The 25,905-nt window shown below is 60.3% G+C and carries 26 protein-coding genes and 5 tRNA genes; 21 read left to right on the top strand and 10 right to left on the bottom strand.

Features of this window, described 5'->3' with window-relative positions; translation table 11 throughout:
- Positions 1–3: 3 nt before the first annotated feature.
- Positions 4–252 carry an exodeoxyribonuclease VII small subunit gene (gene xseB / locus ACW5W4_RS13850; protein ID WP_427261134.1) on the bottom strand — a complete coding sequence of 83 codons (249 nt, stop codon included), beginning with the start codon at positions 250–252 and terminating at the stop codon, positions 4–6.
- Positions 253–468: 216 nt separating this feature from the next.
- Between xseB and pomA the strand changes: the two genes are divergently transcribed.
- The 3 genes from pomA (at position 469) to greA (ending at position 2,766) form a co-directional block, all read left to right on the top strand.
- Positions 469–1,227, top strand: a complete 759-nt coding sequence (gene pomA, locus ACW5W4_RS13845; RefSeq protein ID WP_408795101.1) for a flagellar motor protein PomA — start codon at positions 469–471, stop codon at positions 1,225–1,227.
- Between the two features lie 8 nt (positions 1,228–1,235).
- Positions 1,236–2,147, top strand: a complete 912-nt coding sequence (locus tag ACW5W4_RS13840) for a flagellar motor protein MotB (RefSeq protein ID WP_427261133.1) — start codon at positions 1,236–1,238, stop codon at positions 2,145–2,147.
- A gap of 142 nt (positions 2,148–2,289) precedes the next feature.
- Positions 2,290–2,766 (top strand): transcription elongation factor GreA, encoded by a 477-nt coding sequence (gene greA, locus ACW5W4_RS13835; protein WP_427261132.1) that lies wholly within the window; start codon positions 2,290–2,292, stop codon positions 2,764–2,766.
- 56 nt (positions 2,767–2,822) lie between these two features.
- Here the strand turns inward: greA and ACW5W4_RS13830 are convergent, their stop codons facing one another.
- Together ACW5W4_RS13830 and yhbY are read right to left on the bottom strand one after the other, a co-directional pair.
- On the bottom strand, positions 2,823–3,422 hold the full coding sequence (locus tag ACW5W4_RS13830; protein WP_456689765.1) for a PilZ domain-containing protein: 600 nt from the start codon (positions 3,420–3,422) through the stop codon (positions 2,823–2,825).
- Positions 3,423–3,524: 102 nt separating this feature from the next.
- On the bottom strand, positions 3,525–3,821 hold the full coding sequence (yhbY, locus tag ACW5W4_RS13825) for a ribosome assembly RNA-binding protein YhbY (RefSeq protein ID WP_041995693.1): 297 nt from the start codon (positions 3,819–3,821) through the stop codon (positions 3,525–3,527).
- A gap of 98 nt (positions 3,822–3,919) precedes the next feature.
- Between yhbY and rlmE the strand changes: the two genes are divergently transcribed.
- The 16 genes from rlmE (at position 3,920) to ACW5W4_RS13745 (ending at position 20,675) form a co-directional block, all read left to right on the top strand.
- Positions 3,920–4,549, top strand: a complete 630-nt coding sequence (gene rlmE, locus ACW5W4_RS13820) for a 23S rRNA (uridine(2552)-2'-O)-methyltransferase RlmE (protein WP_456689764.1) — start codon at positions 3,920–3,922, stop codon at positions 4,547–4,549.
- Positions 4,550–4,594: 45 nt separating this feature from the next.
- Entirely contained in the window at positions 4,595–6,544 is a 1,950-nt protein-coding gene (gene ftsH, locus ACW5W4_RS13815) for an ATP-dependent zinc metalloprotease FtsH (RefSeq protein WP_456689763.1), read from the top strand.
- A gap of 66 nt (positions 6,545–6,610) precedes the next feature.
- Positions 6,611–7,456, top strand: a complete 846-nt coding sequence (gene folP / locus ACW5W4_RS13810) for a dihydropteroate synthase (RefSeq protein WP_456689794.1) — start codon at positions 6,611–6,613, stop codon at positions 7,454–7,456.
- Positions 7,457–7,471: 15 nt separating this feature from the next.
- A complete protein-coding gene (gene glmM, locus ACW5W4_RS13805) occupies positions 7,472–8,806 on the top strand; it encodes a phosphoglucosamine mutase (RefSeq protein WP_456689762.1) in 1,335 nt (444 codons plus the stop codon).
- A 132-nt stretch (positions 8,807–8,938) separates the two neighbouring features.
- Positions 8,939–9,703, top strand: coding sequence for a triose-phosphate isomerase (tpiA, locus tag ACW5W4_RS13800; protein WP_456689793.1), 765 nt, complete (start codon positions 8,939–8,941; stop codon positions 9,701–9,703).
- On the top strand, positions 9,704–10,030 hold the full coding sequence (secG, locus tag ACW5W4_RS13795) for a preprotein translocase subunit SecG (RefSeq protein WP_041995708.1): 327 nt from the start codon (positions 9,704–9,706) through the stop codon (positions 10,028–10,030).
- A 9-nt stretch (positions 10,031–10,039) separates the two neighbouring features.
- Positions 10,040–10,124 (top strand) — tRNA-Leu (locus tag ACW5W4_RS13790).
- Between the two features lie 92 nt (positions 10,125–10,216).
- Positions 10,217–10,293 (top strand) — tRNA-Met (locus ACW5W4_RS13785).
- A gap of 167 nt (positions 10,294–10,460) precedes the next feature.
- A complete protein-coding gene (gene rimP / locus ACW5W4_RS13780) occupies positions 10,461–10,919 on the top strand; it encodes a ribosome maturation factor RimP (protein WP_408795149.1) in 459 nt (152 codons plus the stop codon).
- A gap of 14 nt (positions 10,920–10,933) precedes the next feature.
- Positions 10,934–12,436, top strand: coding sequence for a transcription termination factor NusA (gene nusA / locus ACW5W4_RS13775; protein WP_041995713.1), 1,503 nt, complete (start codon positions 10,934–10,936; stop codon positions 12,434–12,436).
- Between the two features lie 20 nt (positions 12,437–12,456).
- A complete protein-coding gene (gene infB, locus ACW5W4_RS13770; RefSeq protein WP_408795151.1) occupies positions 12,457–15,150 on the top strand; it encodes a translation initiation factor IF-2 in 2,694 nt (897 codons plus the stop codon).
- A 55-nt stretch (positions 15,151–15,205) separates the two neighbouring features.
- Entirely contained in the window at positions 15,206–15,640 is a 435-nt protein-coding gene (gene rbfA, locus ACW5W4_RS13765) for a 30S ribosome-binding factor RbfA (protein ID WP_041995719.1), read from the top strand.
- A 1-nt stretch (position 15,641) separates the two neighbouring features.
- The gene (gene truB, locus ACW5W4_RS13760) at positions 15,642–16,592 is read left to right on the top strand and encodes a tRNA pseudouridine(55) synthase TruB (RefSeq protein ID WP_456689761.1); all 951 of its coding nucleotides are present in this window, start codon (positions 15,642–15,644) and stop codon (positions 16,590–16,592) included.
- Between the two features lie 127 nt (positions 16,593–16,719).
- Positions 16,720–16,989, top strand: coding sequence for a 30S ribosomal protein S15 (gene rpsO, locus ACW5W4_RS13755; protein ID WP_005298162.1), 270 nt, complete (start codon positions 16,720–16,722; stop codon positions 16,987–16,989).
- A gap of 166 nt (positions 16,990–17,155) precedes the next feature.
- Positions 17,156–19,303 (top strand): polyribonucleotide nucleotidyltransferase, encoded by a 2,148-nt coding sequence (gene pnp, locus ACW5W4_RS13750; RefSeq protein WP_456689760.1) that lies wholly within the window; start codon positions 17,156–17,158, stop codon positions 19,301–19,303.
- A gap of 151 nt (positions 19,304–19,454) precedes the next feature.
- Positions 19,455–20,675, top strand: coding sequence for an MDR family MFS transporter (locus ACW5W4_RS13745; RefSeq protein ID WP_456689759.1), 1,221 nt, complete (start codon positions 19,455–19,457; stop codon positions 20,673–20,675).
- A gap of 40 nt (positions 20,676–20,715) precedes the next feature.
- On the opposite strand, the gene ACW5W4_RS13740 is transcribed toward ACW5W4_RS13745, so the two are convergent.
- Complete coding sequence (locus ACW5W4_RS13740; protein WP_456689758.1) at positions 20,716–21,069, bottom strand: DsrE/DsrF/TusD sulfur relay family protein; 354 nt, start codon at positions 21,067–21,069, stop codon at positions 20,716–20,718.
- Between the two features lie 159 nt (positions 21,070–21,228).
- On the opposite strand from ACW5W4_RS13740, the gene ACW5W4_RS13735 reads away from it, so the two are divergent.
- Complete coding sequence (locus ACW5W4_RS13735; protein ID WP_456689757.1) at positions 21,229–21,630, top strand: DUF1090 domain-containing protein; 402 nt, start codon at positions 21,229–21,231, stop codon at positions 21,628–21,630.
- A gap of 175 nt (positions 21,631–21,805) precedes the next feature.
- On the opposite strand, the gene ACW5W4_RS13730 is transcribed toward ACW5W4_RS13735, so the two are convergent.
- The 6 genes from ACW5W4_RS13730 to ACW5W4_RS13705 form a co-directional block, all read right to left on the bottom strand.
- Positions 21,806–22,054, bottom strand: a complete 249-nt coding sequence (locus ACW5W4_RS13730) for a YfhL family 4Fe-4S dicluster ferredoxin (protein WP_408795168.1) — start codon at positions 22,052–22,054, stop codon at positions 21,806–21,808.
- A 1-nt stretch (position 22,055) separates the two neighbouring features.
- On the bottom strand, positions 22,056–23,420 hold the full coding sequence (gene trhP / locus ACW5W4_RS13725; RefSeq protein ID WP_456689756.1) for a prephenate-dependent tRNA uridine(34) hydroxylase TrhP: 1,365 nt from the start codon (positions 23,418–23,420) through the stop codon (positions 22,056–22,058).
- Positions 23,421–23,601: 181 nt separating this feature from the next.
- Entirely contained in the window at positions 23,602–23,877 is a 276-nt protein-coding gene (locus ACW5W4_RS13720) for a hypothetical protein (protein ID WP_427261123.1), read from the bottom strand.
- Between the two features lie 120 nt (positions 23,878–23,997).
- A tRNA-Tyr gene (locus ACW5W4_RS13715) sits at positions 23,998–24,082 on the bottom strand.
- Between the two features lie 45 nt (positions 24,083–24,127).
- Positions 24,128–24,212 (bottom strand) — tRNA-Tyr (locus ACW5W4_RS13710).
- A 32-nt stretch (positions 24,213–24,244) separates the two neighbouring features.
- Positions 24,245–24,329: transfer RNA gene (locus ACW5W4_RS13705), tRNA-Tyr, on the bottom strand.
- Positions 24,330–24,669: 340 nt separating this feature from the next.
- Between ACW5W4_RS13705 and ACW5W4_RS13700 the strand changes: the two genes are divergently transcribed.
- Positions 24,670–25,905: a cysteine desulfurase-like protein gene (locus ACW5W4_RS13700; protein WP_456689755.1), complete on the top strand. Its 1,236-nt coding sequence runs from the start codon at positions 24,670–24,672 to the stop codon at positions 25,903–25,905.

Raw genomic sequence — 25,905 nt, 5'->3', positions numbered from 1 at the left:
GGGTCAGGCTCCTTGCTCGGGTTGGAAGGGAACGGCCTGCTCGTCGCCATCGGCCTGGGTCAACAGGATCTGGATCTTCTGCTCGGCCTGCTCCAGCTTCTGCTGGCCGGCCCGCACCAGATGGATACCCTGTTCGAACTGCTTGAGCGCCTCCTCGAGGGGGAGGGCACCTTGCTCGAGTTGATGAACTATGGTTTCCAGCTCTTCCAGAGTGGCATCAAAACTCAGTCGGTCGATTTTTTTACTGGCCATGTTCATCCTCGGGGATTGAAAAAACGGCTCATCTTAACATCGTCGCCCCTTGGGGGGGAGCGGGAAAGCGTCATTGCCTCAAACTCTGGCCGTGGCGGCCGATAAATAAGCCGACAGGGGTCAGGTGCGCACTTTCGCGCTTGCCGCTCGGGATGCAATAGCAGAAAATTCAATGAAATATGATGAATTCAAGAATCGGCTGACAGGAGTAGCGGCGTGGATCTAGGTAGTCTTATCGGCATAGTGCTCGGCTTTGGGGTGGTGATCTACGGCATGATCCTGGGGGGCTCCCTCAGCATGTTCGTCGATGTCCCCTCCATCTGCATCACCATCCTGGGTTCCATCTTCATCGCCATGATGAAGTTCAACGTTGGCCAGTTCTTCGGGGCGTTCAAGATCGCAGGCAAGGCCTTCATGCACAAGGGGGACAAGCTCGACGACCTGATCCAGAAGGCAGTCGAGCTGGCGGATGCGGCCCGCAAGGGGGGCTTCCTGGCCCTGGAGGCGGCGGAGATCCCCAACACCTTCATGAAGAAGGGGATCGACATGCTGGTGGACGGCCATGATGCCGAGGTGGTGCGCGCCGTCATGGAAAAAGACATGGAGCTCACCTCGGAGCGACACATCATGGCGATCAAGGTGTTTCGCGCCCTCGGCGATCTTGGCCCCGCCATGGGGATGATAGGGACCCTGGTGGGGCTTGTTGCCATGCTGTCTAACATGAGCGATCCCAAGTCCATCGGGCCGGCCATGGCGGTTGCCTTGCTGACCACCCTCTATGGCGCCATCGAGGCCAACATGTTTGCCATCCCTATCGCCGACAAGCTGGAGCTGCGCAGTGGCGAGGAGCGCCTCTCCCGGGCCTTGATCCTGGATGCCATCATGGGCATTCAGGACGGTCAGAATCCTCGCGTGATCCAGTCCATGCTGCAAAATTACCTGAACCAATCCAAGCGCAATGACGGCGCCGAATAGGAATAGCCATGTCTAAATGCAAGTGTCCGCCGCCGGGCCTGCCCTCTTACATGGGGACCTTTGCCGACCTGATGTCGCTGTTGATGTGCTTCTTCGTGCTGCTGCTCTCCTTTGCCGAGATGGACGTGCTCAAGTTCAAGCAGATCGCCGGCTCCATGAAGTACGCCTTCGGGGTGCAGAATCTGCTGGAGGTGAAGGATATTCCGAAGGGGACCTCCGTCATCGCCCAGGAGTTCAGGCCGGGGCGACCGGAGCCGACGCCGATCGACACCATCATGCAGCAGACCATTGACATGACCCAGACCGAGCTGGAGTTTCAGCCCGGGGATGCCGATCAGGCCGGGGGCCAGCAGAAGGAGGCAGGGGATCTGGCGGGGGGCAAGACCAGCGAACAGGCACGGGAGGAGCAGCAGCAACAGCAGCAGGCCCAATCCAACGCCCTGGCGAAGCAATTGGCGGAGCAGCTCCAGGATCAGATCCAGGACGGCGCCATCGAGATAGAGTCGCTGGGCCAGCAGGTCATCATCCGCATCCGCGAGAAGGCCTCCTTCCCGGCGGGGTCTGCGTTTTTGCAACCCCAGTTCTGGCCGGTGATCCGCAAGGTGGCCAGCTTGCTCAAGGATGTGCCGGGGGAGATCACCGTCTCCGGCCACACCGATGATGTCGCGACCGAGAATGAACTGTTTCGCTCCAACTGGGAGCTCTCCTCCCAGCGGGCGGTGGCGGTGGCCCATCAGATGATCAGGGTGGAAGGTTTCGACCAGAGCCGACTCGTGGTGCAGGGCATGGCCGATTCCCAGCCCTTGATGCCGAACGATTCGACCGAGCATCGCCGCGCCAACCGCCGGGTCGAGATTGCCATCATGCAGGGCAAGGCGAGCGTATCGGACCCGATAGGAGTACCGAACGACTCGCAATAAACGAGGCTGAAGCGGGGGCCGCATCACGGGGGTACCATGGATTTTCCCCCGGCTTCATATTAAGATGCCCCATCCGAACCGATAGCTGCGGCTCTCTTTGATTGCCGCAGCTTCTCTTTATAAAGCAACCCAGGTTTCGACTATGAATCAAACTCCGATGACTGTGCGCGGCGCCGAGAAGCTGCGCAAAGAGCTCGAGTATCTGAAGAGCGAGCTGCGTCCGCAGATTATCGAAGCGATTGCAGATGCCCGTGAACATGGTGATCTGAAAGAGAACGCCGAGTACCATGCCGCCCGTGAGCAGCAAGGCTTTTGCGAAGGGCGCATCCAGGAGATTGAAGCCAAGCTCTCCAATGCCCAGGTCATAGATGTCACCAAGATCGCCAACAATGGCCGCATCATCTTCGGTGCCACCGTCAATCTGCTCAAGTCAGAGACGGAAGAAGAGGTGACCTATCGCATCGTGGGTGACGACGAGGCCGATATCAAACAGAACCTCATCTCGGTCAACTCCCCCATCGCCCGTGCGCTGATCGGCAAGGAGGTGGACGATGTGGCCATCGTCAAGACCCCGGCCGGTGATGTGGAATATGAAGTGTTGAGCGTCGACTACCTGTAACGGGTGGCTGGCAACGAAGAGGGGAGCCCGGGCTCCCCTCTTGTCATTTGCGGGCATCACTGCTCGGGCGGAGCATAAGCCTGGGTAAAGGTGCTCTGATGATGCTGGAATATCCAGCCCCGCAGCCGCTCCTGATCCGCCTCGCTCATCTGAAACTGAACGGCCCAGCCGATGACGATCTGCCCCTTGCATACTTCCCTGATGAGGATGCCGCTGAGGGTGAGCGGCGCCAGTGCATCGAGCAGCAGGCTGGCATGGAGGACATCGCCCCGTTTGAGGGTATCGGGCAGACGCTGGACGATGAGGCCGTTGAGGGAGAGGCTGGTGACCGGGTAATCGTTCCCCTTCAACTGCAGTGTCCCCTCCGTGGCCAGACGCCAGGCCCTGGGGTGATCGTGGCTGAGTTCCTGAATGACGGGGGCGGCAATGCGAGGTTCGAGGAAGCCATCATCCCCCTGGGTGAAATAGAGGGGGAAGCTGAGCTGATGCCCGGCGAAGCGTGCCTCCAGGGCGAGCATGTCCGCCCGTTGCAGCAGGCCGAGCAGGGGGGTATCCAGGTAGCCGCTCAGGGATTGCCCGGCGGCCGAGCCCTGGTCTTTCCCCAGCTCCCGCAACATGGTCAGTTCTTCGTCGGTGAGTATCTGCTGATGGTCCATGGTCGACACTTCCAAGTATTCATCGCAGGTTAAGGCCCTGACGACTACTTTGGCAAGCGACTTGGGAAGAGGGGAAACGGAAGGAGAGAGCGGCGCTCTCTCTTACTTGCGGGGCAGCTGGATCTTGGGTTCGTTGGCCTTGCGATAGATGGTCAGCACGTGGCCCATGCTCTGCACCTTGATGGCACCGGTCTCACGGACGATGGCATCCATGACCAGTTGCTTCATCTCGCGATCTTCGGCGGCGACTTTCACCTTGATCAGCTCGTGATGAGCCAGAGCGAGATCGATCTCGGCCAGTACGCCTTCGGTCAGACCGTGTTGTCCCAGCAGGACGACGGGTTTCAGGCTGTGGGCCAGGCCTTTGAGGTACTGTTTCTGTTTGTTGTTGAGCGTCATGGCAAAATTCTTCATAAGTCAGGGTTGAAAGGGGCGTATTCTACCCCCACTTAGCCCTTAATACTAATAACCCTTGTGGTTTTTTAAAGCCGATAACCATGACCCAGAAAAAACGTTCCCCCAGTTCAACTCGCTGGTTGAAAGAGCATTTCGACGATCAATATGTCAAGAAAGCCCAGAAACTTGGACTGAGATCCCGCGCCGTGTTCAAGATTGACGAGATCCAGGGCAAGGACAAACTGCTCAAGCCCGGCATGACGGTCGTGGATCTCGGGGCCGCCCCCGGTGGCTGGTCCCAGTTTGCCATCGATCAGGTGGGTGACAACGGCCGCGTCATCGCCTGCGATATTCTGCCGATGGATTCCATCGCCGGAGTCGATTTCCTGCAAGGGGACTTTCGGGAGGAGACTGTGCTTGCAGCACTGCTCGAACGAGTGGGACCGAACAAGGTGGATGTGGTCATGTCAGACATGGCGCCCAACATGAGCGGGACCCAGCAGGTGGATCAGGCGAGAGCCATGTATCTGGTCGAGCTGGCGCTGGACATGTGCAACCAGGTGCTGCGTACGAATGGCAGCTTCGTGGCCAAGGTGTTTCAGGGAGAGGGATTTGATGCCTATCTCAATGAAATTAGACAACTTTTTACAGCAGTCAAGATACGCAAGCCGGACTCATCAAGAGCCCGCTCGCGCGAAGTGTACATTGTGGCTACCGGTTTTAAACTGTAGTACCCTACCTTTTAGCGTTAACTGTCAGTCTGCGAGGTTACTGATTTGAGTGACATGGCGAAAAACTTAATCCTGTGGCTGGTCATCGCCGTCGTGCTGATGTCGGTGTTCAATAGCTTCAGCCCCAGTGATACCACCAGTCGCCAGCTGGACTACTCCAGCTTTGTAAAAGAAGTGACCCAAGAGCAGATCCGCGAAGTGCGGATGGACGGTAAGGTCATCCATGGCGTCAAACGCACCGGTGAACGTTTCCAGACGATCATTCCGGCGCAGGATCCTCAACTGCTCAACGACATGCTCAACCACAACGTCAAGGTTGAGGGGATCAAACCGGAAGAGCCTTCCCTGATCACCTCCATCTTCATCTCCTGGTTCCCGATGTTGTTGCTGATCGGTGTCTGGGTCTTCTTCATGCGTCAGATGCAGGGCGGCGGTGGCAAGGGTGCCATGTCGTTCGGCAAGAGCAAGGCTCGCCTGATGAGCGAAGAGCAGATCAAGACCACGTTCGGTGATGTCGCAGGCTGTGACGAAGCGAAGGAAGAGGTCAAAGAGCTGGTGGATTACCTGCGTGATCCGACCAAGTTCCAGAAGCTGGGTGGCAAGATCCCCACCGGCGTACTGCTGGTCGGCCCACCCGGTACCGGTAAGACCCTGCTGGCCAAGGCCATCGCAGGTGAGGCCAAGGTCCCCTTCTTCACCATCTCGGGTTCCGATTTCGTGGAGATGTTCGTGGGTGTCGGTGCTTCCCGGGTGCGCGACATGTTCGAGCAGGCCAAGAAGTCCTCTCCTTGCATCATCTTCATCGATGAGATTGATGCGGTCGGTCGCCAGCGTGGCGCCGGTCTCGGCGGTGGTCATGACGAGCGCGAGCAGACCCTGAACCAGATGCTGGTCGAGATGGATGGTTTCGAGGGCAACGAAGGCGTCATCGTCATCGCCGCCACCAACCGTCCCGACGTGCTGGATCCGGCTCTGCTGCGTCCGGGTCGTTTCGACCGTCAGGTCGTGGTCGGCCTGCCGGATGTCCGCGGTCGCGAGCAGATCCTGAAAGTGCACATGCGCAAGGTCCCCTTGGCCGATGACGTCAATGCCGCCGTGATTGCCCGTGGTACCCCAGGCTTCTCCGGTGCCGATCTGGCCAACCTGGTCAACGAGGCGGCCCTGTTCTCCGCTCGCGAGAGTCGCCGCGTGGTCTCCATGTCCGAGTTCGAACGGGCCAAGGACAAGATCATGATGGGGTCGGAGCGTCGCTCCATGGTGATGCAGGAGTCCGAGAAGGAGATGACGGCGTACCATGAGGCGGGTCACGCCATCATTGGTCGCGTGGTGCCGGATCATGATCCCGTCTACAAGGTCTCCATCATTCCCCGTGGCCGTGCCCTGGGGGTGACCATGTACCTGCCCGAACAGGATCGCTGGAGCCACTCCAAGCAACATCTGGAGTCCATGATCTCCAGTCTGTATGGCGGTCGTCTGGCGGAAGAACTGATCTACGGTGCCGAGAAGGTATCGACCGGTGCATCCAACGACATCGAGCGTGCCACCGACATCGCCCGCAAGATGGTGACCCAGTGGGGCATGTCCGAGCGCCTCGGTCCCATGTTGTATGCGGAAGAAGATGGCGAGGTGTTCCTCGGTCGCAGCATGGCCAAGGCCAAGCACATGTCCGACGACACCGCCCGCGTCATCGATGCCGAGGTCAAGCTGGTGATCGACCGCAACTATGATCGTGCCAAGCAGATCCTGATGGACAACATGGACGTGCTGCACTCCATGAAGGATGCGCTGATGAAGTACGAGACCATAGACGCCAAGCAGATCGACGATCTGATGGCCCGTCGCGAGGTGCGCGCACCGAGCAACTGGCATGACGAGCACGGCGATACGCCAAGTGGCGGCAGTGCCACCAAGACTGAACCTGAAGAGGTGAAGGTCGAGGAGCCGAAAGAGGCGAACGTCGATATCGACAAAGCCAACGACGTGCCGGCCAAATAAGATCATTCACTCTGAAACCCCGGGCTTGCCCGGGGTTTTTTTCATTGATGCAAGATGGACCCTACCATGCAGTTGACCAGCAAGGGGCTCAGCCTCTCCCTCGAACGTCCCCACGTCATGGGGATCCTCAATGTCACCCCGGACTCCTTCTCGGACGGCGGTCGTTTCCATCAGGTAGAGCAGGCCCTCGCCCATGCCCGCCAGATGGTGGCCGATGGCGCCACCCTGATCGATGTGGGAGGGGAGTCGACCCGACCCGGTGCCCCGGATGTCGGCGAGCAGGAGGAGCTGGAGCGTGTGGTGCCCGTGGTGGCGCGACTCGCCCGTGAGTTGGAGGTGATGATCTCCCTCGATACCTCCAAGGCCGTGGTGATGCGCGAAGCTTGTGCCGCCGGCGGCCACCTCATCAATGATGTGCGGGCCCTGCAGGAGCCGGGGGCGCTCGACGCCGCTGCAGAGGCGGGCGTCCCCGTCTGCCTGATGCACATGAAAGGGCAGCCGAGGACCATGCAGGTGGAGCCACACTACGACGACTTGCTGAGGGAGGTGAGGGCCTTCTTCGACCAGCGGATCGCCGCCTGCCTCGTGGCCGGCATCCCCCGCGAGCGGCTGCTGCTGGATCCGGGCTATGGCTTTGGCAAGAGCTTGAGTCACAACTACCAGTTGTTGGCCTGGCAGCAGAAGTTGCTCGATTACGGGATGCCGCTCTTGGTCGGCATGTCGCGAAAGTCTATGATAGGTCACCTGCTCGGCCGCAGTGTCGATGAGCGCCTCGCTGGCAGTCTGGCCTGCGCCCTCATCGGGATGCAGCATGGCGCCCGCATCATACGGGTGCACGACGTGCGAGAGACCATGGATGCCCTGCGCGCTGGCTGGATGGTCATGACGGGACAAGATTTCATTTCCAGATAACAACGAGAACAGACAATGGCAAGAAAGTATTTTGGCACCGACGGTGTCCGCGGCAAGGTGGGTGAGTATCCGATCACTCCTGATTTCGTGATGAAGCTGGGCTGGGCCGCCGGCAAGGTGCTCTCCAAGAAGGGCACCAAGAAGGTGCTGATCGGCAAGGACACCCGCATCTCCGGCTACATGCTGGAGTCGGCACTGGAGGCGGGCCTCTCCGCCGCCGGGCTCAAGGCCATACTGATGGGCCCCATGCCCACCCCGGCGGTGGCGTATCTGACGCGCACCTTTCGTGCCGAGGCGGGCATCGTCATCAGCGCCTCCCATAACCCCTATTACGACAACGGCATCAAGTTCTTCTCCGCCGACGGTACCAAGCTGCCGGACGAGGTGGAGCTGGCCATCGAGGCCGAGCTGGACAGCGAGCTCAAGTGCGTGGAGTCTGCCGAGCTTGGCAAGGCCGTGCGCATCGAGGACGCCGCCGGGCGCTACATCGAATTCTGCAAGAGCACCTTTGCCTCCCATCTGAGCCTGGAAGGGCTGAAGATGGTGGTGGACTGCGGCCATGGCGCCACCTATCACATTGCCCCGTCCGTCTTTCGCGAGCTGGGGGCCGAGGTGATCGCCATGGGGTGCAGCCCTGATGGTCTCAACATCAATGACGGTGTCGGCTCCACCGCCCCCGAGGCCCTGGTGGCCAAGGTGCTGGAGTGCAAGGCGGATCTGGGCATAGCCTTCGACGGTGATGGCGATCGCCTGGTGATGGTGGACAGCACAGGCTACATCATCGACGGAGACGAGATCCTCTACATCATCGCCCGCGATGCGTTGCGCAATGGTCGCCTCAAGGGGGGCGTGGTTGGCACCCTGATGGCCAACATGGGCCTGGAGCTGGCGCTGCAGACGCTCGGCATTCCGTTTGCCCGGGCCAAGGTGGGTGATCGCTACGTGCTGGAGATGCTCAACGAGAAAGGCTGGCGCATCGGTGGCGAGAACTCGGGTCATATCATCTGCCTGGATCAGACCACCACGGGGGATGGCATTGTGGCCGCGCTGCAGGTATTGACCGCCATGCGCAGCGCCGAGATGCCGCTGGCCAAGCTGCGCTCAGGCATGAGCAAGTTCCCCCAGATCCTGATCAATGTGCGTTTCTCCGAAGGGGGAGATCCCCTGACATCCGAGGCCGTGCTGAGCGAGGTGGCCGCAGTGGAGCAGGAGCTGGCAGGCCGTGGTCGCGTCTTGCTGCGCAAGTCCGGGACCGAGCCGCTGATCCGGGTCATGGTGGAAGGGGAGCATGAGGCTCAGGTGCGTGACATGGCAGAGCGCATCGCCCAGCGGGTAAAGTCGGCGTTTTAATGAGCGAACAGGGCGGTATTTATACCGCCCTGGTTGTATCTTGTTCAAACGATTCAAAAAATCAAAAATAGCGCTTGTCAGTTCAATGTCCTCTGGATATTATCTGCCTCGCTTTCGCAAGGGAGTTCGCCGATGGGGAATCGGAAGCCGTTTGTAGCAGCCAACTGGAAGTTACACGGTAGCAGGTCGCAGTTGGAGCAGTTCACCACCGCTTGCCTCAAGGGGTTGGATGAGAGGGTTGAAACTGTGCTGTGCCCGTCCCATGTGCATCTCGACTTCGCGTCGCGTCTGCTGAGTGATCAGTGTGTGATGAAGTTGGGGGCTCAGAACATGAGTCAGCACCAATCTGGCGCTTATACGGGGGAGATCTCGTGTGAGATGCTGATTGAGGCAGGATGTCGTTACGTCATAGTAGGGCATTCCGAGCGCAGGCGTCTCTTTGGAGAGACCAGTTTCATCGTGGCGGAGAAGTTCGCTGCGGCCAGGTCGGCAGGTCTGATACCCATACTCTGTCTGGGTGAGTCAGGCGCTGCAAGGCAGGCGAGGCGTACCTTTGAGGTGATAGCCGAGGAGCTGGACATCGTCATAGAGAAGAATGGCGCGATGGCTTTCGATAATGCTATCATCGCCTACGAGCCGATTTGGGCAGTAGGCACAGGTAAATGCGCCACACCCGAGCAGGCACAAGAGGTTCATTCCTTTATTCGTGGTCGCTTGGCGGAGGATACTCCGGTAATAGGTGAGAAAGTTAGAATCATCTATGGTGGGAGCCTGACACCGGCCAATGCGAGAGATTTGTTTGCCCAACCCGACGTTGACGGCGGCCTGATTGGCGGAGCAAGCCTCGATGACCAGGCGTTTTTAGGAATTGTTGAAGCGGCAAAGGGTGCAAGTTAAATGTACGAGATTCTTTTAGTCGTTTATCTGCTGGTTTCCTTGACCCTCATCGGTCTGGTGATGATTCAGCAAGGTAAAGGGGCTGACATGGGCGCCTCCTTCGGCGCAGGGGCATCGAATACCGTATTCGGCTCCAGTGGTTCAGGCAACTTCCTGACCCGAACAACAGCGATTTTGGCAACTCTGTTTTTTGTCATCAGCCTGCTGCTGGGTTCTATGTCCAGCAACAAGGTAAAACAGGGAAGCGAGTGGGAAAATCTGCAACAAACCCAACAGGTTGAGCAGGTAGAAGCGCCGGTGAAGAAAGATTCCGACGTTCCCAATTGAGTGAGTTTTGCCGTGGTGGTGGAATTGGTAGACACGCTATCTTGAGGGGGTAGTGCTCTAGGGTGTGCGGGTTCGAGTCCCGCCCACGGCACCAATTAAGCAGTGAGCCTGGGTAACCAGGTATATTATGGCTCTTCATTCTTGTACGAAAAGTTTGATAAGGCTATAATCTCGCACGATTTCGGACGCGGGGTGGAGCAGCATGGTAGCTCGTCGGGCTCATAACCCGAAGGTCGTCGGTTCAAATCCGGCCCCCGCAACCAAATTTCACGCATTCCTTCGCTCAGGAAAGCGGTCGCTGCGAGGCGACAATCAGGGTAAAGCGCCAAGCCCCGATTTGACATCGGGGCTTTTTGTTATGTGCAATTTACTCTGAGTTTGTACTTCATCTGGGCTATATGCCCTTTTTTTGTTTTTTCGGAGGGTAACTTTGGCTACGTTGGAACAGCGTTTGACCGATCTGCTCGAGGCGCCGATCAAAGCCTTGGGTTTTGAACTTTGGGGTGTGGAGTTTATCCGTGCGGGTAAACACTCGACCCTGCGTGTCTTCATCGACAGCGAGCAGGGTGTGACCGTTGAACATTGCGCCGAAGTGAGCCGTCAGGTCGGTGCCATCATGGACGTTGAAGATCCCATCACCGAGGAGTATTACCTGGAAGTCTCCTCACCCGGTCTGGATCGTCCCCTGTTCAAGGTTGCCCAGTTCGAAAAATACGTTGGCCAGGAGGCGGCGGTGCAGCTTCGAATGGCAACAAATAACCGCCGCAAGTTCAAAGGCGTAATCAAAGCCGTGCAGGGGGATACCATCACCCTGACGGTAGACGGTAAGGACGAGCTGTTCGCTTTCACCAATATCCAAAAAGCGAACATAGTGCCGAACTTTGGTTAACGAGGCTATCGGATATGAATAAAGAAATTTTGCTGGTCGTTGACGCAGTGTCAAACGAGAAAGCCGTGCCCCGCGAGAAGATCTTCGAGGCGCTGGAAACCGCGCTGGCGACGGCGACCAAGAAGAAATACGAAGGCGAAATTGAAGTGCGGGTCGAAATCGACCGCAAGACCGGTGATTACGACACCTATCGCCGCTGGGTCGTGGTGGCCGATCAAGCCTCCATGGAGAACGCTTACGGTGAAATTACCCTGGAAGCGGCCCAGATCGATGACCCCGAGATCCAGGTCGGTGACTACGTAGAGGACCAGATTGAATCTGTGACCTTCGATCGCATCACCACCCAGACCGCCAAGCAGGTTATCGTGCAGAAAGTGCGCGAGGCCGAGCGTTCCCAGGTCGTTGACCAGTTCAAGGACAAGGAAGGCACCATCATCAGTGGTGTGGTCAAGAAGAGCAACCGTGACAATGTCATCCTGGATCTGGGCAGCAATGCCGAGGCGGTGATCTTCCGTGACGACATGCTGCCGCGCGAGACCTTCCGCCCCGGTGACCGCATCCGTGGCCTGCTCTACGCCGTGCGTCCCGAGGCCCGTGGCTCCCAGCTGTTCGTCAGCCGCTCCAGCCCGGACTTCTTGAAAGAGCTGTTTCGCATCGAAGTACCGGAGATCGGCGAAGAGATGATCGAAATCATGGGCGCCGCCCGTGATCCGGGCTCCCGCGCCAAGATCGCGGTCAAGACCAACGATCGTCGCATCGACCCGATCGGTGCCTGTATCGGCATGCGTGGTGCCCGCGTTCAGGCGGTTTCCGCCGAACTGAGCGGTGAGCGCGCCGACATCGTCTTGTACGATGACAACCCGGCCCAATACGTGATCAATGCCATGGCGCCGGCCGATGTGGCCTCCATCATCGTCGATGAAGACAACCACACCATGGACATCGCCGTGGAAGCCGCCAACCTGGCCCAGGCCATCGGCCGCAACGGTCAGAACGTGCGTCTGGCTTCCCAGCTGACCGGTTGGGAGCTGAACGTCATGACCGTCGAGGACATGCGTGCCAAGCACCAGGCCGAGAACGACCGCATCATGAACCTGTTCACCAGCACCCTGGACATCGACGACGATTTCGCCGGTCTGCTGATGGAAGAGGGCTTCTCTACCCTGGAAGAGATCGCCTTCGTCCCGGTGAACGAGCTGCTGGCCATCGACGGTCTGGATGAAGACATGGTCGAAGAGCTGCGCACCCGTGCCAAGGATGCCCTGACCACCAAGGCCCTGGCCAAAGAAGAATCGTTCGAAGGCGTCGAGCCTTCCGAAGAACTGCTCGGTCTCAAAGGCCTGGATCGCGAACTGGCCTATGCTCTGGCTGCTCGCGGTATCGGCAATCTGGAAGATCTGGCAGAGCAAGGCATCGATGACCTTGCCGACATTGAAGGGCTGACGGCTGAGAAAGCCGGTGAGCTGATTATGGCTGCTCGCAATATCTGTTGGTTCGGGGAAGAGCAGTCCAGTTAAGATCAAACGGAGGAAAATGAATGGCAGAAGTATCAGTCAAACAACTTGCCACTGACATCGACACACCGGTTGATCGTCTTCTCCAGCAGTTTGTCGATGCCGGTATCAGCAAGAACAAGGCCGACGATCTGGTCAGCGAGTCCGAGAAACAGACTCTGCTGGCCCATCTGAAGAAACAGCATGGAGGTGACGAGGTCACCGCACCTGCCCGCATGACCTTGCAGCGCAAGACCAAGAGCACCCTGAGTGTTCAAGGCACTGGCGGCAAGAACAAGGAAGTGCAGGTAGAAGTGCGCAAGTCTCGCACCTATGTAAGACGTTCGGCGCTGGAAGATGAACAGCGTCAGGCGGAAGCCGAGGAAAAAGCGCGTTTGGAAGCAGAAGAAAAAGCCCGTCACGAGGCCGAAGAGAAGGCTCGTCGTGAGGCTGAGGAGAAGGCTCGCCTGGCGGCTGAGCAGGCTCGTCGTGAGGCTGAGGAAAAGGCGCGCATCGAGGCACAATCAAAGGCCAGGCAGGCTCAGCAGCCCGCCAAAGCAGCCGGTAGCACAGCTCAGCAAGAGGCAGAAAAGATGGCCAAGCGCGAAGCAGAAGAACTGAAGCGCCAACAGGAACAAACAGCTTTGCAAAAAGCTGAGGAACTCGCCGCTCAGAAAGCCGAAGAGGCTCGTCTGATGGCGGAACAAAATGCGGCCCGCTGGGCCGAGGAAGAAGCCGCTCGCGCCAAAGAGAGCAGCGACTACCACCTGACCACCAACAAGCATGCTCAGGCAGCCGAAGACGAACTGGATCGCAAAGAAGAGACCAGCCGCCGTACCGCCGCCGCCGCCAAGGGTCCGAAGAAACCGGGCCGTCGCGAGGATGATCGCAACTCCCGCGATCCCCGTGCCCGCAAGGGCAAGCGTGGCAAGATGGCCATGCCCAACGCCATGAAGCACGGCTTCAACAAGCCGGCCGCCGTGGTCAACCGTGACGTCGTCATCGGCGAGACCATCACAGTGGCGGAGCTCGCCAACAAGATGGCGGTCAAGGGTGTCGAAGTCATCAAAGCGATGATGAAGATGGGCGCCATGGCCACCATCAACCAGGTCATCGACCAGGAGACCGCTCAGCTGGTTGCCGAGGAGATGGGCCACAAGGTGGTGCTGCGTCGCGAGAACGAGCTGGAAGAGGCGGTACTGTCTGATCGTGACGAGACCTCCGAAGCCAAGCCGCGCGCGCCGGTCGTGACCATCATGGGTCACGTCGACCACGGCAAGACCTCGCTGCTGGACTACATCCGCAAGGCCAAGGTCGCCGCGGGCGAAGCCGGTGGCATTACCCAGCACATCGGTGCCTACCACGTCGAGACCGACAGTGGCATGATCACCTTCCTGGATACTCCGGGTCACGCCGCGTTCACCTCCATGCGTGCTCGTGGTGCCAAGGCGACCGACATCGTCGTGCTGGTGGTGGCTGCCGATGACGGCGTCATGCCGCAGACCATCGAAGCCATCCAGCACGCCAAGGCGGCGGAAGTGCCCCTGGTGGTTGCGGTCAACAAGATCGACAAGCCCGAAGCGGATCCGGATCGCGTCAAGACCGAGCTGGCCCGTTACAACGTCATGTCCGAAGACTGGGGTGGCGATTGCCAGTTCGTTCACGTCTCCGCCAAATCCGGCGAAGGCATCGACGAGCTGCTGGAAGCTATCCTGATCCAGTCCGAAGTACTGGAATTGAAAGCGGTGGTCGATGGCATGGCCAACGGCGTCGTGATCGAGTCCTTCCTGGACAAGGGTCGTGGCCCGGTTGCCACCGTGCTGGTACAAGAAGGTACCCTGCGCCAGGGGGACATCGTCCTCTGTGGTCTCGAGTACGGCCGGGTGCGCGCCATGCGTGACGAACTGGGTCGCGAGATCAAGGAAGCGGGTCCGTCCCTGCCGGTGGAAATCCTGGGTCTGTCCGGGGTGCCGTCGGCCGGTGACGAAGCCACCGTCGTGCGTGACGAGAAGAAGGCCCGCGAAGTGGCGCTCTATCGTCAGGGCAAGTTCCGCGAAGTCAAGCTGGCTCGCCAGCAGAAGGCCAAGCTGGAGAACATGTTCGCCAACATGACCGAGGGCGAAGTGTCCGAAGTGAACGTGGTGATCAAGGCCGACGTACAGGGCTCAGTGGAAGCGATCTGCGATGCGCTGGTCAAGCTCTCCACCGAAGAGGTCAAGGTCAAGATCGTGGGCTCCGGCGTGGGTGGCATCACCGAAACCGACGCGACCCTGGCTGCCGCCTCCAGCGGCATCCTGGTGGGCTTCAACGTCCGTGCCGACGCCTCTGCCCGCAAGGTCATCGAGGCCGAGAACCTGGATCTGCGCTACTACTCCGTCATCTATGACCTGATCGACGAAGTGAAGCAGGCCATGAGCGGCATGCTGGCTCCCGAGTATCGTCAGGAGATCATCGGTCTGGCTCAGGTCCGCAGCGTGTTCAAGTCGCCGAAATTCGGCGCCGTTGCAGGCTGTATGGTCACCGAAGGTGTGGTCAAGCGCTCCAACCGTATCCGTGTTCTGCGTGACAACGTGGTCATCTATGAAGGCGAGCTGGAATCCCTGCGCCGCTTCAAGGATGACGTCAACGAAGTCAAGAACGGCTACGAGTGCGGCATCGCGGTCAAGAACTACAATGACGTACGCGAAGGCGACCAGATCGAAGTTTACGAGACTGTTGAAATCCAACGGACTCTGTAAGCCGAGAGCAAGACAAAATAGGGGGCTGAGGCCCCCTTTTATCGCAGGATAGAATATGGCCAGAGAATTCAGCCGGACCAACAGGGTCGGCCAGCAGATCCAGCGCGAAATCGCGCTCATTCTGCAGCGCGAGGTAAAAGACCCGCGCATCGGCATGGTAACCGTCTCGGACGTGGAAGTGTCCAAGGACCTCAACTATGCCAAGGTTTACGTCACCTTCTTGCAGCTCGACAGCGATGCCGATCGCATCAAGGAAGGGCTCAAGGGCCTGACCGAGGCCGCCGGTTACATCCGCAGCCTGCTGGGCAGTGCCATGCGTCTGCGGGTGGTGCCAGAGCTGCGTTTCTACTACGACCAGACCCTGGTCGAGGGGATGCGCCTCTCCAACCTGGTGACCAACACAGTGCGTGACGACAAGCGTCGCATGGCCGAAGCCGGCCGTGAAGACGAAGCGCCCGCCGCCGATGACAAGACAGAGGATAACGCCTGAGATGTCTCGTAGACGTCGTTTCAAGGGCCGTGACGTACACGGTATCCTGCTGCTGGACAAGCCGACCGGGCTGACCTCCAACGATGTGTTGCAGAAGGTCAAGCGCATCTACAATGCCGCCAAGGCCGGCCACACCGGCGCCCTGGATCCCCTGGCGACCGGCATGCTGCCGATCTGCCTGGGCGAGGCCACCAAGTTCTCCCAGTACCTGCTGGAGGCGGACAAGCGCTATGAGGTGACCGCCAAGCTGGGCGAGCGCACCAATACCAGCGATTCCGACGGCGAGGTGGTCTCCACCCGCCCGGTGGACGTGGCCGTGGGCACCCTGATCGAGGCCCTGGACCAGTTCCGCGGCCCCATCATGCAGGTGCCGTCCATGTATTCGGCCCTCAAGCACAACGGTCGCCCCCTCTACGAATATGCCCGCGAAGGCATAGAGATCGAGCGGGAAGCGCGTCCCATCACCATCTTCGAACTCAAGCTGATCAGCTTCGAGGGGGACGAGGTGAAGCTGGAGGTGCACTGCAGCAAGGGCACCTACATTCGCTCCCTGGTGGACGATCTGGGGGAAGTGCTCGGCTGTGGCGCCCACGTCACCGCCTTGCGCCGCACCCAGGTGGCCCAGTACCCGTACGAGCGGATGCTGACCCTGGAGCAGCTCGAATGCATCTTCGAGCAGACCAAGGCCGAGAGCGTGCCGCCCCGAGAGCAGCTCGATCCCCTGTTGCTGCCGATGGACACGGCGGTGGCCTCCCTGCCCGAGGTGAACATGCTGGCGGTGATCGCCGCCTATGTGAACCAGGGTCAGGCTGTCCAGGTGCCGGGTGTTCCCGCCAGCGGCCAGGTCCGCATGACGGTCGGCCCCGAGCGCGAATTCATCGGCGTGGGCGAGATCGACGACGAAGGGCGGGTTGCCCCCAAGCGTCTGGTTCGCTATCACGACGAGGAGTAATGGCGGCAGGGCGACGGGCGAGTTAGCCATTGCGTTACGGGTCCGCTGCGATTATGATACCGCCCTCATTTCACGGCTGAATTAGAGATTGGCTGTGAACCTTTAAACACTCTATCGGAGTAATACCATGTCTCTAAATGCTGAGATCAAAGCTCAAATCGTTGCTGACAACGCTCGTTGCGCCAACGACACCGGCTCCCCCGAAGTGCAAGTTGCCCTGCTGACTGCCCAGATCAACCATCTGCAAGGTCACTTCAAGGAGCACTCCAAGGATCACCACGGTCGTCGCGGTCTGCTGCGCATGGTTTCCCAGCGTCGTAAGCTGCTGGACTACCTGAAGCGTAAAGACGTTCAGCGTTACGCTGCTCTGATCGCCAAGCTGGGTCTGCGTCGTTAATCGACCACAGATTTTGCGAAAAAGGGGAACCGCGAGGTTCCCCTTTTTTTTGGTCTTGCCAAGTGGTTGTCTTGTCACTCAATTCATGTAACCGCTTACGTTTTGGTTCGGATCAAGTATACTTGCACGCGAATTTAAAGAGCCAAATTGTCAAAAGGAAATTCACGTGAATCCTATTGTAAAGTCATTCCAGTACGGTCAACACACCGTCACACTGGAAACCGGTGTGATGGCCCGTCAAGCCACTGCGGCCGTCATGGTCAGCATGGACGATACCTGCGTATTTGTGACCGTTGTCGGCAAGAAAGAGGCCGACCACGGCCGCGACTTCTTCCCGCTGACCGTCAACTATCAGGAGCGTACCTATGCTGCTGGTCGCATCCCGGGTGGTTTCTTCCGTCGTGAAGGCCGTCCCAGCGAAGGCGAGACCCTGATCTCCCGCCTGATCGACCGCCCCATCCGCCCGCTGTTCCCGGAAGGCTTCCTCAATGAGGTTCAGGTGGTTGCCACCGTCATGTCCGTCAACCCGGCCGTGTCCCCCGATATCGTAGCCATGATCGGTGCCTCCGCGGCCCTGGCCATCTCCGGCATCCCGTTCGGTGGCCCCATCGCCGCCGCCCGCGTCGGTTACATGAACGGCCAGTACGTGCTGAACCCGACCACCACAGAACTGCCCCAGAGCGATCTGGATCTGGTGGTTGCCGGTACTGCCAACGCCGTGCTGATGGTGGAATCCGAAGCGGCCATCCTCTCCGAAGAGGTGATGCTGGGCGCCGTGGTCTTTGGCCACGATCAGATGCAGGTGGTGATCAACGCCATCAACGAATTTGCCGCCGACGTGGGCACACAGCCCTGGGATTGGACCCCGCCTGCCGTCAACGAGGCCCTGAAAGCCAAGATCGCCGAGCTGGCCACCGCCGAACTGGGTGAAGCCTACCGCATCACCGAGAAGGCCGTGCGTTATGCCGCCATCGGCGCCATCAAGGCCCGCGTGGTCGAGCAAGTGATCGCCTCCGGCGTGGAAGAAGACGCCAAGAAGATTGGCGAAGAGTTCCACAGCCTGGAGAGCCGCATCGTCCGTGGCCGCGTCGTCCGTGGCGAGCCGCGTATCGATGGTCGCGATCCCGAGATGATCCGTGCCCTGCACGTGGGCACCGGCGTGCTGCCGCGCGCCCACGGCTCCGCCCTGTTCACCCGTGGCGAGACTCAGGCCATGGTCGTCGCTACCCTGGGTACCGAGCGTGACGCCCAGAACATCGACGAGCTGACCGGCCACCGTGCCGACCGCTTCATGCTGCACTACAACTTCCCGCCGTACTGCGTCGGCGAGACCGGCATGATGGGCAGCCCCAAGCGTCGCGAAATAGGTCACGGCCGTCTGGCCAAGCGCGGCGTGGCCGCCGTGATGCCGAGCGCCGCCGAGTTCCCGTACGTGGTACGTGTGGTCTCTGAAATCACCGAATCCAACGGCTCCTCCTCCATGGCGTCCGTCTGTGGTTCCTCCCTGGCGCTGATGGATGCCGGTGTGCCGATCAAGGCCTCCGTTGCCGGTATCGCCATGGGTCTGGTGAAGGAAGAAGAAGGTTTCGTGGTGTTGTCCGACATCCTGGGTGATGAAGATCATCTGGGCGACATGGACTTCAAGGTGGCCGGTACTACCCAGGGTATCACCGCGCTGCAGATGGACATCAAGATCGAAGGCATCACCAAGGAGATCATGGAGATTGCCCTCAAGCAAGCCCGTGGTGCTCGCCTGCACATCCTGAAGGTGATGGACGAAGCCATCCAGGCACCGCGCAGCGAAATCTCCGATTTCGCCCCGCGTATCCACACCATCAAGATCAACCCCGAGAAGATCAAGGATGTCATCGGCAAGGGCGGTTCCGTGATCCGTGCCCTGACCGAAGAGACCGGCACCAACATCGAGCTGGATGATGACGGTACCGTCCGCATCTCCGCCGTGGCCAACGAGGCCGCCATGGAAGCCATTCGTCGCATCGAGGCCATCACCGCCGAGATCGAAGTGAATCGCATCTATGAAGGCAAGGTGGTGCGTCTGGCCGACTTCGGCGCCTTCGTCAACATACTGCCGGGTAAAGACGGTCTGGTGCACATATCCCAGATCACCGACGCCCGCGTCCAGAACGTGGCCGACCACCTGGCCATCGGTGACGTGGTCAAGGTCAAGGTACTGGAAGTGGATCGTCAGGGCCGTGTGCGTCTCTCCATCAAGGAAGCGAATGCACCGACCGAGGCCGCCGCACCGGCTGCCGAGGTGGCCGTTGCCGCCGCCGAAGAGCCTGCCGCCGAATAAGGCGAGCCCATGGTGAAGAAGCCGACCTCAGGGTCGGCTTTTTTTTTTGCCCGGATGTGGCTGGCGTCTTCTCGGTGCCGGATGGGTTGTTTCTTTTGAGACTGGTTGCTATAAGGGACGACCGCCCTCAGCCGTCATAAGGAGATGCACCATGTCGTGGGCCTATCTCAGGCAGTTCCCCATCCTGGTCTGGATCGTCATTCTGGGTACCTTCATGGTGCGCACCAGTTTCTTCATGGTGTGGCCTTTTCTCTCCATCCTGCTCTATCGCGACCATGGGCTCTCGGCGACCCTGATCGGCCTCATCCTGGGGGCCACGGCGGCGCTCTCCACCCTGGTCGGCTTCTATGGTGGCTGGCTCTCCGACAAGTGGGGGCGGCGCAACATACTGCTGTTCGGCTGTCTGGTCTCGGCGGCGAGTTTCGCCCTGCTCGGCCTCTCCCATCAGGTGAGCTGGCTGGCGCTGGGGGTGATTGGCAGCGGCCTCTCCTACGGTCTCATCGACTCGCCGGGCAAGGCGCTGATGGCCGACAACCTGGCCGAGCCCAAGGCCCGCGAGCTGGCCCTGCACCTGCGCTACTTTCTGCTCAACCTGGGGGCCGCCCTCGGCCCCCTGATCGGTGTCAGCTATGGTTTGAGCGCCCGCCAGGAGACCTTCCTGCTGCTGGGGGCCAGCTATCTGCTGCTGGGCTTGCTCTTTGTCATGGGATTCATCATGACTCCTCGTCAGGTGGCGAGTCCGGTGGGTCCCGGCATGCGCGCCGTGCTGCGGGTGCTCGGGCGAGATCGCGCCTTCCTGCTGCTCACCCTGGCCAACCTCCTGCTGATGCTGGTCTACGCCCAGTTCGAATCGCCGCTGATCCAGTACCTGACCCGGGCCGGCACCCCCGAGGTGGCGCGGCTGGTCGGTCTGCTGGTCACTGCCAATGCGCTCACCATAGTGCTGTTGCAGTTTCCGCTGCTCCACCTCACCGCGCGCTGGCGCAACAAACGCAGGTTGCAGCTCGGGGTGGCGCTGTTTCTCGGTGCCCAGCTGCTGTTCGCCCTCGGAGATACCGCCATCTGGTGGCACTGGATAGTGGCGGTGATCCTGCTGAGCGTGGGGGAGTGCATCCTTTTTCCCTTGCTCAATGTGCTGATCGATCAGATGGCACCGGCGCACCTCAAGGGCAGCTATTTCGGGGCGGCCTCCCTGTCCGGGCTGGGCATGGCCATGGGGGCCCTGCTGGGGGGCTGGATGATAGCCCACTGGGGCGGCGGCTGGCTCTACGGACTCATGGCCCTGCTCTGTCTGGCCATCCTGCTCCTGTACGAGGCCAGCGCCCGGGAGCCTCGCCCCGAGGCGGTCAGCCCCTGTCCCGGGGAGGGATAGCGGGCGGCGGTGCCGGCATGGGACAGCCCGCAGGAGTCCGTCAGAAGGTGAGTACCTTGTCCGCCGCCAGGGTCCACTGGGCCAGCAGGGGCAGGCTGCCTATCTCGATGCCCTCGATGAGGGGCAGGGCCGTGATGCCGCGCGCATCGGTGCAGCTCTTGCACAGGCGGATGGTGCTGCCCTGGGCCAGCAGGATCTCCAGCATCTGGCGCAGGTTGTAGCCCTCGGCCGGGGCCTGGCCCGCGAGGGCGGCACCGACCGCATCGGACATCAGGAAGAGTTGCAGGCTGGCACCGCCCTGCTCGCCCAGGGCGATGGCGAGGCGCAGGGCATTGAACAGGGATTCGCTGCCGTAGGGGGCGCCGTTGGCAATGATGAGGATGTGTTGGGTCATGTGGGTCTCCTGATTGGAAGGGCCATTGTAGCCCGGCCGGATTGGGGTTGACGTGATGTCGCACAAACTCTGTCGTAGCGCTTTTCCCGTGGCTTGACCCTGGCGAGTGGGTGCGGTCTGATAGGCGACCATCAAACATGACAGAGGAGTGAGGTCGTTATGTGGAAGCTTGCGGGAGTCGGCATGCTGCTGTTGGCAGGTCAGGCTTATGGCAACCAGGAGGTGGGGTGTCAGGCCCGGCAGCAGGCGGTGGCAGAGCAACTGGCCAGTGCCCGTGCCCACGGCAACGGGGAGCAAGTGGCTGGGCTGGAGCGGGCGCTGCAAAACATAGAGGCGCATTGCACCGATGCCGGGCTGCTCGAGGAGAGCGACGAGCAGCTGGTTGAGCTCAAGGCCAAGGTGGATGAGCGCCTCAGCGAGTTGCAGAGCGCCAGGGTCACGGGCAAGCCGGACAAGATTGCCAAGAAACAGGGCAAGCTGGATGAGGCTCAGGCCAAGTATCAGCAGGCGCTGATCCACAATGGCGCGCTGCGTGCCCTGGTCGAGTCCAAGGGCAAGTAGACGGAGCTATCTGTTGTCATCGGCAGATAACAATCAGGCCGGGCATGAGCCCGGCCTGATTGTTGATGCCATGGCGGATGGCTCAGCTGCGATGCAGCTTCACACACTGTTCATCAGCTGCGCTGCCTCTCCATATAAGCAGGCAGTCCGTGGGTCGCAGACGCTGATGCCGGTGTTACTGCCTGTGCAGCGTCACGAACTTGTCCATCAGCTGCTCTTGCGTCTCTACGTGAGCGGGATCCCAGATGATGCAGTCGATCGGGCAGACACTGATGCAGGTGGGCTTCTCATAGTGGCCGACGCATTCGGTGCACAGATCGGGATTGATCTCGTAGATGGCCTCTCCCAGGCTGATGGCCTGGTTCGGACACTCGGGATCGCACATGTCGCAGTTGATGCACTTGTCGGTGATGAGCAGCGCCATCTCAGGCCGCCGAGTGGGGCTGGCGAGTGTCCTGACGCTCGCCCAGATTGCGCAGCAGTATGCCGTAGTTGATGTCGACCTCTTTGGGGACAGGCACATAGACCACGTGGCCGTTGCCCGGCGCGGTATCGATAAGTTCCCCCTTGCGGTTTTGCATCTGCTCCAGGTTGAAGCTGAGGTTGCCCTGGGGCGTCATCAGCTCCAGGCTGTTGCCCACCAGAAACTTGTTCTTCACTTCCACTTCCACCATGTCGCCATCGCGACCGGTGATCTCGCCGACGAACTGCTGGGTGTCGGAGACGGAGTAGCCATAGTCGTAGTTCTGGTACTCGCTGTGGTTGTGGCGGCGCAGGAAGCCCTCGGTGTAGCCACGGTGGGCCAGGTTCTCGAGGGTGCCCATCAGGGTCGGGTCGAACGGACGGCCGGCGACTGCATCGTCGATGGCCTTGCGATAGACCTGGGCGGTGCGGGCGCAGTAGTAGAAGGACTTGGTGCGCCCTTCGATTTTCAGGGAATGCACGCCCATCCTGGTCAGGCGCTCCACGTGCTCGACGGCGCGCAAGTCCTTGGAGTTCATGATGTAGGTGCCGTGCTCGTCCTCGAACGCCGTCATGAACTCGCCCGGACGGTTGGACTCTTCCAGCAGCACCAGGGCATCGCTCGGCTTGCCGGCGCCCAGGGTGGGGTCGACCTTCTGCACGGCGATGGGCTCCTGACGGTGCACAATCTGGCCCACGTCATCTTCCTTGCCTTCGTGCACCTTGTACTCCCAGCGGCAGGAGTTGGTGCAGGTGCCCTGGTTGGGGTCGCGCTTGTTGATGTAGCCGGAGAGCAGGCAGCGGCCGGAGTAGGCCATGCACAGGGCGCCGTGGACGAAGACTTCCAGCTCCATCTCCGGCACCTGCATGCGGATCTCTTCGATCTCGTCCAGGGACAGCTCGCGGGACAGGATGGCGCGGGTCAGGCCCATCTGATACCAGAACTTCACCGTGGCCCAGTTGACCGCGTTGGCCTGCACCGAGAGGTGGATGGGCATGTCGGGGAAGGCTTCGCGCATCATCATGATGAGACCGGGGTCGGACATGATGAGCGCATCCGGCTTCATCTCCACCACGGGGCGCATATCGCGCACGAAGGTCTTGAGCTTGGAGTTGTGGGGCTGGATGTTGGCCACCACGTAGAACTGCTTGCCCAGCGCATGGGCCTCGTTGATGCCGAGCTGCAGGTTGGCGTGATCGAATTCGTTGTTGCGCACCCGCAGGCTGTAGCGCGGCTGGCCCGCATAGACGGCGTCGGCGCCATAGGCATAGGCGTAACGCATGTTCTTGAGGGTCCCGGCGGGGGAGAGCAATTCTGGTCTGAACATGATTTTCTCGCTGGTCTGATTGCAAATCAGGACGACGCCACCTGATGGCGCCGCAATGAGGCTGGCACTCTCCTCTATGGAGGCGATGCCATCCCGATAAGGGTGCGAGATTGTACTCGTCCCCAGGCCATCATGCAATTTGGCCTGGGCTGGCTGTGATCGACCGGACCTGGGAAGGGGGTCAAGGGGATGTGGCAGTCAAGCGCGATTCCTGTGGGGCTTGCTGAGGGGCGGGTGTCATGGCCTGGGCCAGCCAGGACCAGTCGAGCCTGGGCGTATCCGCCTTGAATCGCTGGTAGGCCTGGCCCTGCGCAACGGTCAGGAACAGGGTGCTCGGCAGGCCGAGGCGGTTGAGATAACGCACCATGACGTCCCCCTGGTAATGGCGCAGCCGTTGCTGCAGCTCGGGCAGCGTTAACCCTTGCTCCCGGCCCCTCTCATCCCAGATTTCAAACATATGAAGACGCTCCATGCGACGCTATGGGGTGACTGTTTCGAAAAAGCGGGGGCAGGGCAATTGTCAGATCTGACAGGGGGAAAAGCGAAAACCCGGCGCAGGGCCGGGTTCTCTGAAGAATGGTGGAGGGAGAAGGATTCGAACCTTCGAAGGCAGAGCCGTCAGATTTACAGTCTGATCCCTTTGGCCGCTCGGGAACCCCTCCACAGGGGCATTGCTTTTTACAGGCCTTTCTTATCAATCAGGAAGATGGTGGAGGGAGAAGGATTCGAACCTTCGAAGGCAGAGCCGTCAGATTTACAGTCTGATCCCTTTGGCCGCTCGGGAACCCCTCCACGGGGTATTTTCCTGGTTTTTGCACTTGAAATGGTGGAGGGAGAAGGATTCGAACCTTCGAAGGCAGAGCCGTCAGATTTACAGTCTGATCCCTTTGGCCACTCGGGAACCCCTCCTCAAGTGCGAGGCGCATACTAACAGATCCCACGGCTTTGTGAAGCCCCGATTTGCAATCTATGCAGAAAAATATGCGAGTCGCTTATTTTTTGATATCTAGCGTTCAAAATTCAATCTTTTCATAGGCTTCATGTCGGATTGCTCGCAAGTGAACCCAGGGATCCCCCTCGGGTTTGGCCGCCCGAGCCCCGCAATGTGAACGGCGCAAGCCAGGGTTTTATACTGGATTGCGCTCTTTTTTCTGTGAATGTGATGGGGAATGGGTTTGAGTGTGGACTTTGCTGCTACCTGATCTTAATCTCGCCATGTTATCTAACTGTTAACATGGAATGTGACCCTATGCAGCCTCTCGATGTCGCCGTCCTGCGCGGCCAGTTTCCCGCCCTCAATCAGTTGATCGATGGCAAGCCCCCCCTCTTCTTCGACGGCCCAGGTGGTGCCCAGGTCCCTCATGCCGTACTGGGAGCCATGACGGACTACCTGGGACGCTTCAACGCCAACCTGGGCGGCACCTTCTTCTCCGGCAGAGAGACGGAGCAGCAGGCGCTGCGGGCCCGTCAGGGGGCGGCGACCCTGCTGGGGGCCGAGCATTGGCAGGAGATAGTGTTCGGTGCCAACTTCACCAGCCTCACCTTTGCCTTCAGTCGCGCCCTGGCACGGGAGTGGCAGGCGGGGGACGAGATAGTCGTCTCCGCCCTGGATCACTACTCCAACGTCTCCAGCTGGCAGCAGGCGGCGGAGGATAGGGGCGTCATCGTCCATCAGGCGCGGGTCGATGCCGGCACTGGCGGGCTCGACATGGCGCACCTGCTGAGCCTGCTCGGGCCGCGCACCCGGCTGGTGGCGGTGACGGCGGCCTCCAATACCACGGGTACCCTGGTGGACATTCCCGCCATCGCCGACGCGGTACACGGGGTCGGTGCCCTGCTCTATGTGGATGCGGTGCATTTTGCCCCCCATGAGCGCATCGACGTGCAGGCCTGGGATTGCGACTTCCTCGGCTGCTCCGCCTACAAGTTCTTCGGGCCGCATCTGGGCATCCTCTATGGCAAGCTGGCCCATCTGGAGCGACTGACCCCCTACAAGGTGGAACCGGCCAAGAATGTCTCCCCCTACAAGTGGGAGACAGGCACCCAGAGCTGGGAGGCGTTGGCGGGGCTTGAGGCCACCATCGAGTACCTGGCCTCCCTCTCCGGTCTGACGGCCCGGGAGGCTTCCCTGGAGGAGCGGCTCGATATCGGCTTCGCCCGCAGCCATGCCCACGAGCAGCAGCTGAGCGCGCACCTGCTGGCCAAGCTGGCGGAGCGTCCCTGGCTCACCCTCCATGGCATCCGGGGCACGGCGGGGCGCACCCCCACCTTCGCCCTCACCTCGCAGCGACACACCCCGGCCCAGATGGCGAGCCATCTCGGCGAGCATCAGGTGTGCAGCTGGGCGGGTCACTTCTATGCGCTGGGACTGATTGCGGCGCTCGACGTCGGGGAGGGGGGGGTGCTGCGCATTGGCTGCATGCACTACAACACCCTGGCCGAGATAGACAGGCTGTTCGCCCTGCTGGACGCCATGGCGCCCTGA

The sequence above is a fragment of the Aeromonas crassostreae genome (assembly GCF_054052445.1).
This window is presented reverse-complemented; position numbering and strand designations above follow the sequence as displayed.

Coding starts and splice junctions, on each gene's coding strand:
- xseB (WP_427261134.1), bottom strand. CDS start 252: ATGGCCAGTAAAAAAATCGACCGACTGAGTTTTGATGCCACTCTGGAA.
- ACW5W4_RS13840 (WP_427261133.1), top strand. CDS start 1,236: ATGTCTAAATGCAAGTGTCCGCCGCCGGGCCTGCCCTCTTACATGGGG.
- greA (WP_427261132.1), top strand. CDS start 2,290: ATGAATCAAACTCCGATGACTGTGCGCGGCGCCGAGAAGCTGCGCAAA.
- ACW5W4_RS13830 (WP_456689765.1), bottom strand. CDS start 3,422: ATGGACCATCAGCAGATACTCACCGACGAAGAACTGACCATGTTGCGG.
- yhbY (WP_041995693.1), bottom strand. CDS start 3,821: ATGACGCTCAACAACAAACAGAAACAGTACCTCAAAGGCCTGGCCCAC.
- rlmE (WP_456689764.1), top strand. CDS start 3,920: ATGACCCAGAAAAAACGTTCCCCCAGTTCAACTCGCTGGTTGAAAGAG.
- folP (WP_456689794.1), top strand. CDS start 6,611: ATGCAGTTGACCAGCAAGGGGCTCAGCCTCTCCCTCGAACGTCCCCAC.
- glmM (WP_456689762.1), top strand. CDS start 7,472: ATGGCAAGAAAGTATTTTGGCACCGACGGTGTCCGCGGCAAGGTGGGT.
- tpiA (WP_456689793.1), top strand. CDS start 8,939: ATGGGGAATCGGAAGCCGTTTGTAGCAGCCAACTGGAAGTTACACGGT.
- secG (WP_041995708.1), top strand. CDS start 9,704: ATGTACGAGATTCTTTTAGTCGTTTATCTGCTGGTTTCCTTGACCCTC.
- nusA (WP_041995713.1), top strand. CDS start 10,934: ATGAATAAAGAAATTTTGCTGGTCGTTGACGCAGTGTCAAACGAGAAA.
- infB (WP_408795151.1), top strand. CDS start 12,457: ATGGCAGAAGTATCAGTCAAACAACTTGCCACTGACATCGACACACCG.
- rbfA (WP_041995719.1), top strand. CDS start 15,206: ATGGCCAGAGAATTCAGCCGGACCAACAGGGTCGGCCAGCAGATCCAG.
- truB (WP_456689761.1), top strand. CDS start 15,642: ATGTCTCGTAGACGTCGTTTCAAGGGCCGTGACGTACACGGTATCCTG.
- rpsO (WP_005298162.1), top strand. CDS start 16,720: ATGTCTCTAAATGCTGAGATCAAAGCTCAAATCGTTGCTGACAACGCT.
- ACW5W4_RS13745 (WP_456689759.1), top strand. CDS start 19,455: ATGTCGTGGGCCTATCTCAGGCAGTTCCCCATCCTGGTCTGGATCGTC.
- ACW5W4_RS13740 (WP_456689758.1), bottom strand. CDS start 21,069: ATGACCCAACACATCCTCATCATTGCCAACGGCGCCCCCTACGGCAGC.
- ACW5W4_RS13735 (WP_456689757.1), top strand. CDS start 21,229: ATGTGGAAGCTTGCGGGAGTCGGCATGCTGCTGTTGGCAGGTCAGGCT.
- ACW5W4_RS13730 (WP_408795168.1), bottom strand. CDS start 22,054: ATGGCGCTGCTCATCACCGACAAGTGCATCAACTGCGACATGTGCGAT.
- trhP (WP_456689756.1), bottom strand. CDS start 23,420: ATGTTCAGACCAGAATTGCTCTCCCCCGCCGGGACCCTCAAGAACATG.
- ACW5W4_RS13720 (WP_427261123.1), bottom strand. CDS start 23,877: ATGTTTGAAATCTGGGATGAGAGGGGCCGGGAGCAAGGGTTAACGCTG.
- ACW5W4_RS13700 (WP_456689755.1), top strand. CDS start 24,670: ATGCAGCCTCTCGATGTCGCCGTCCTGCGCGGCCAGTTTCCCGCCCTC.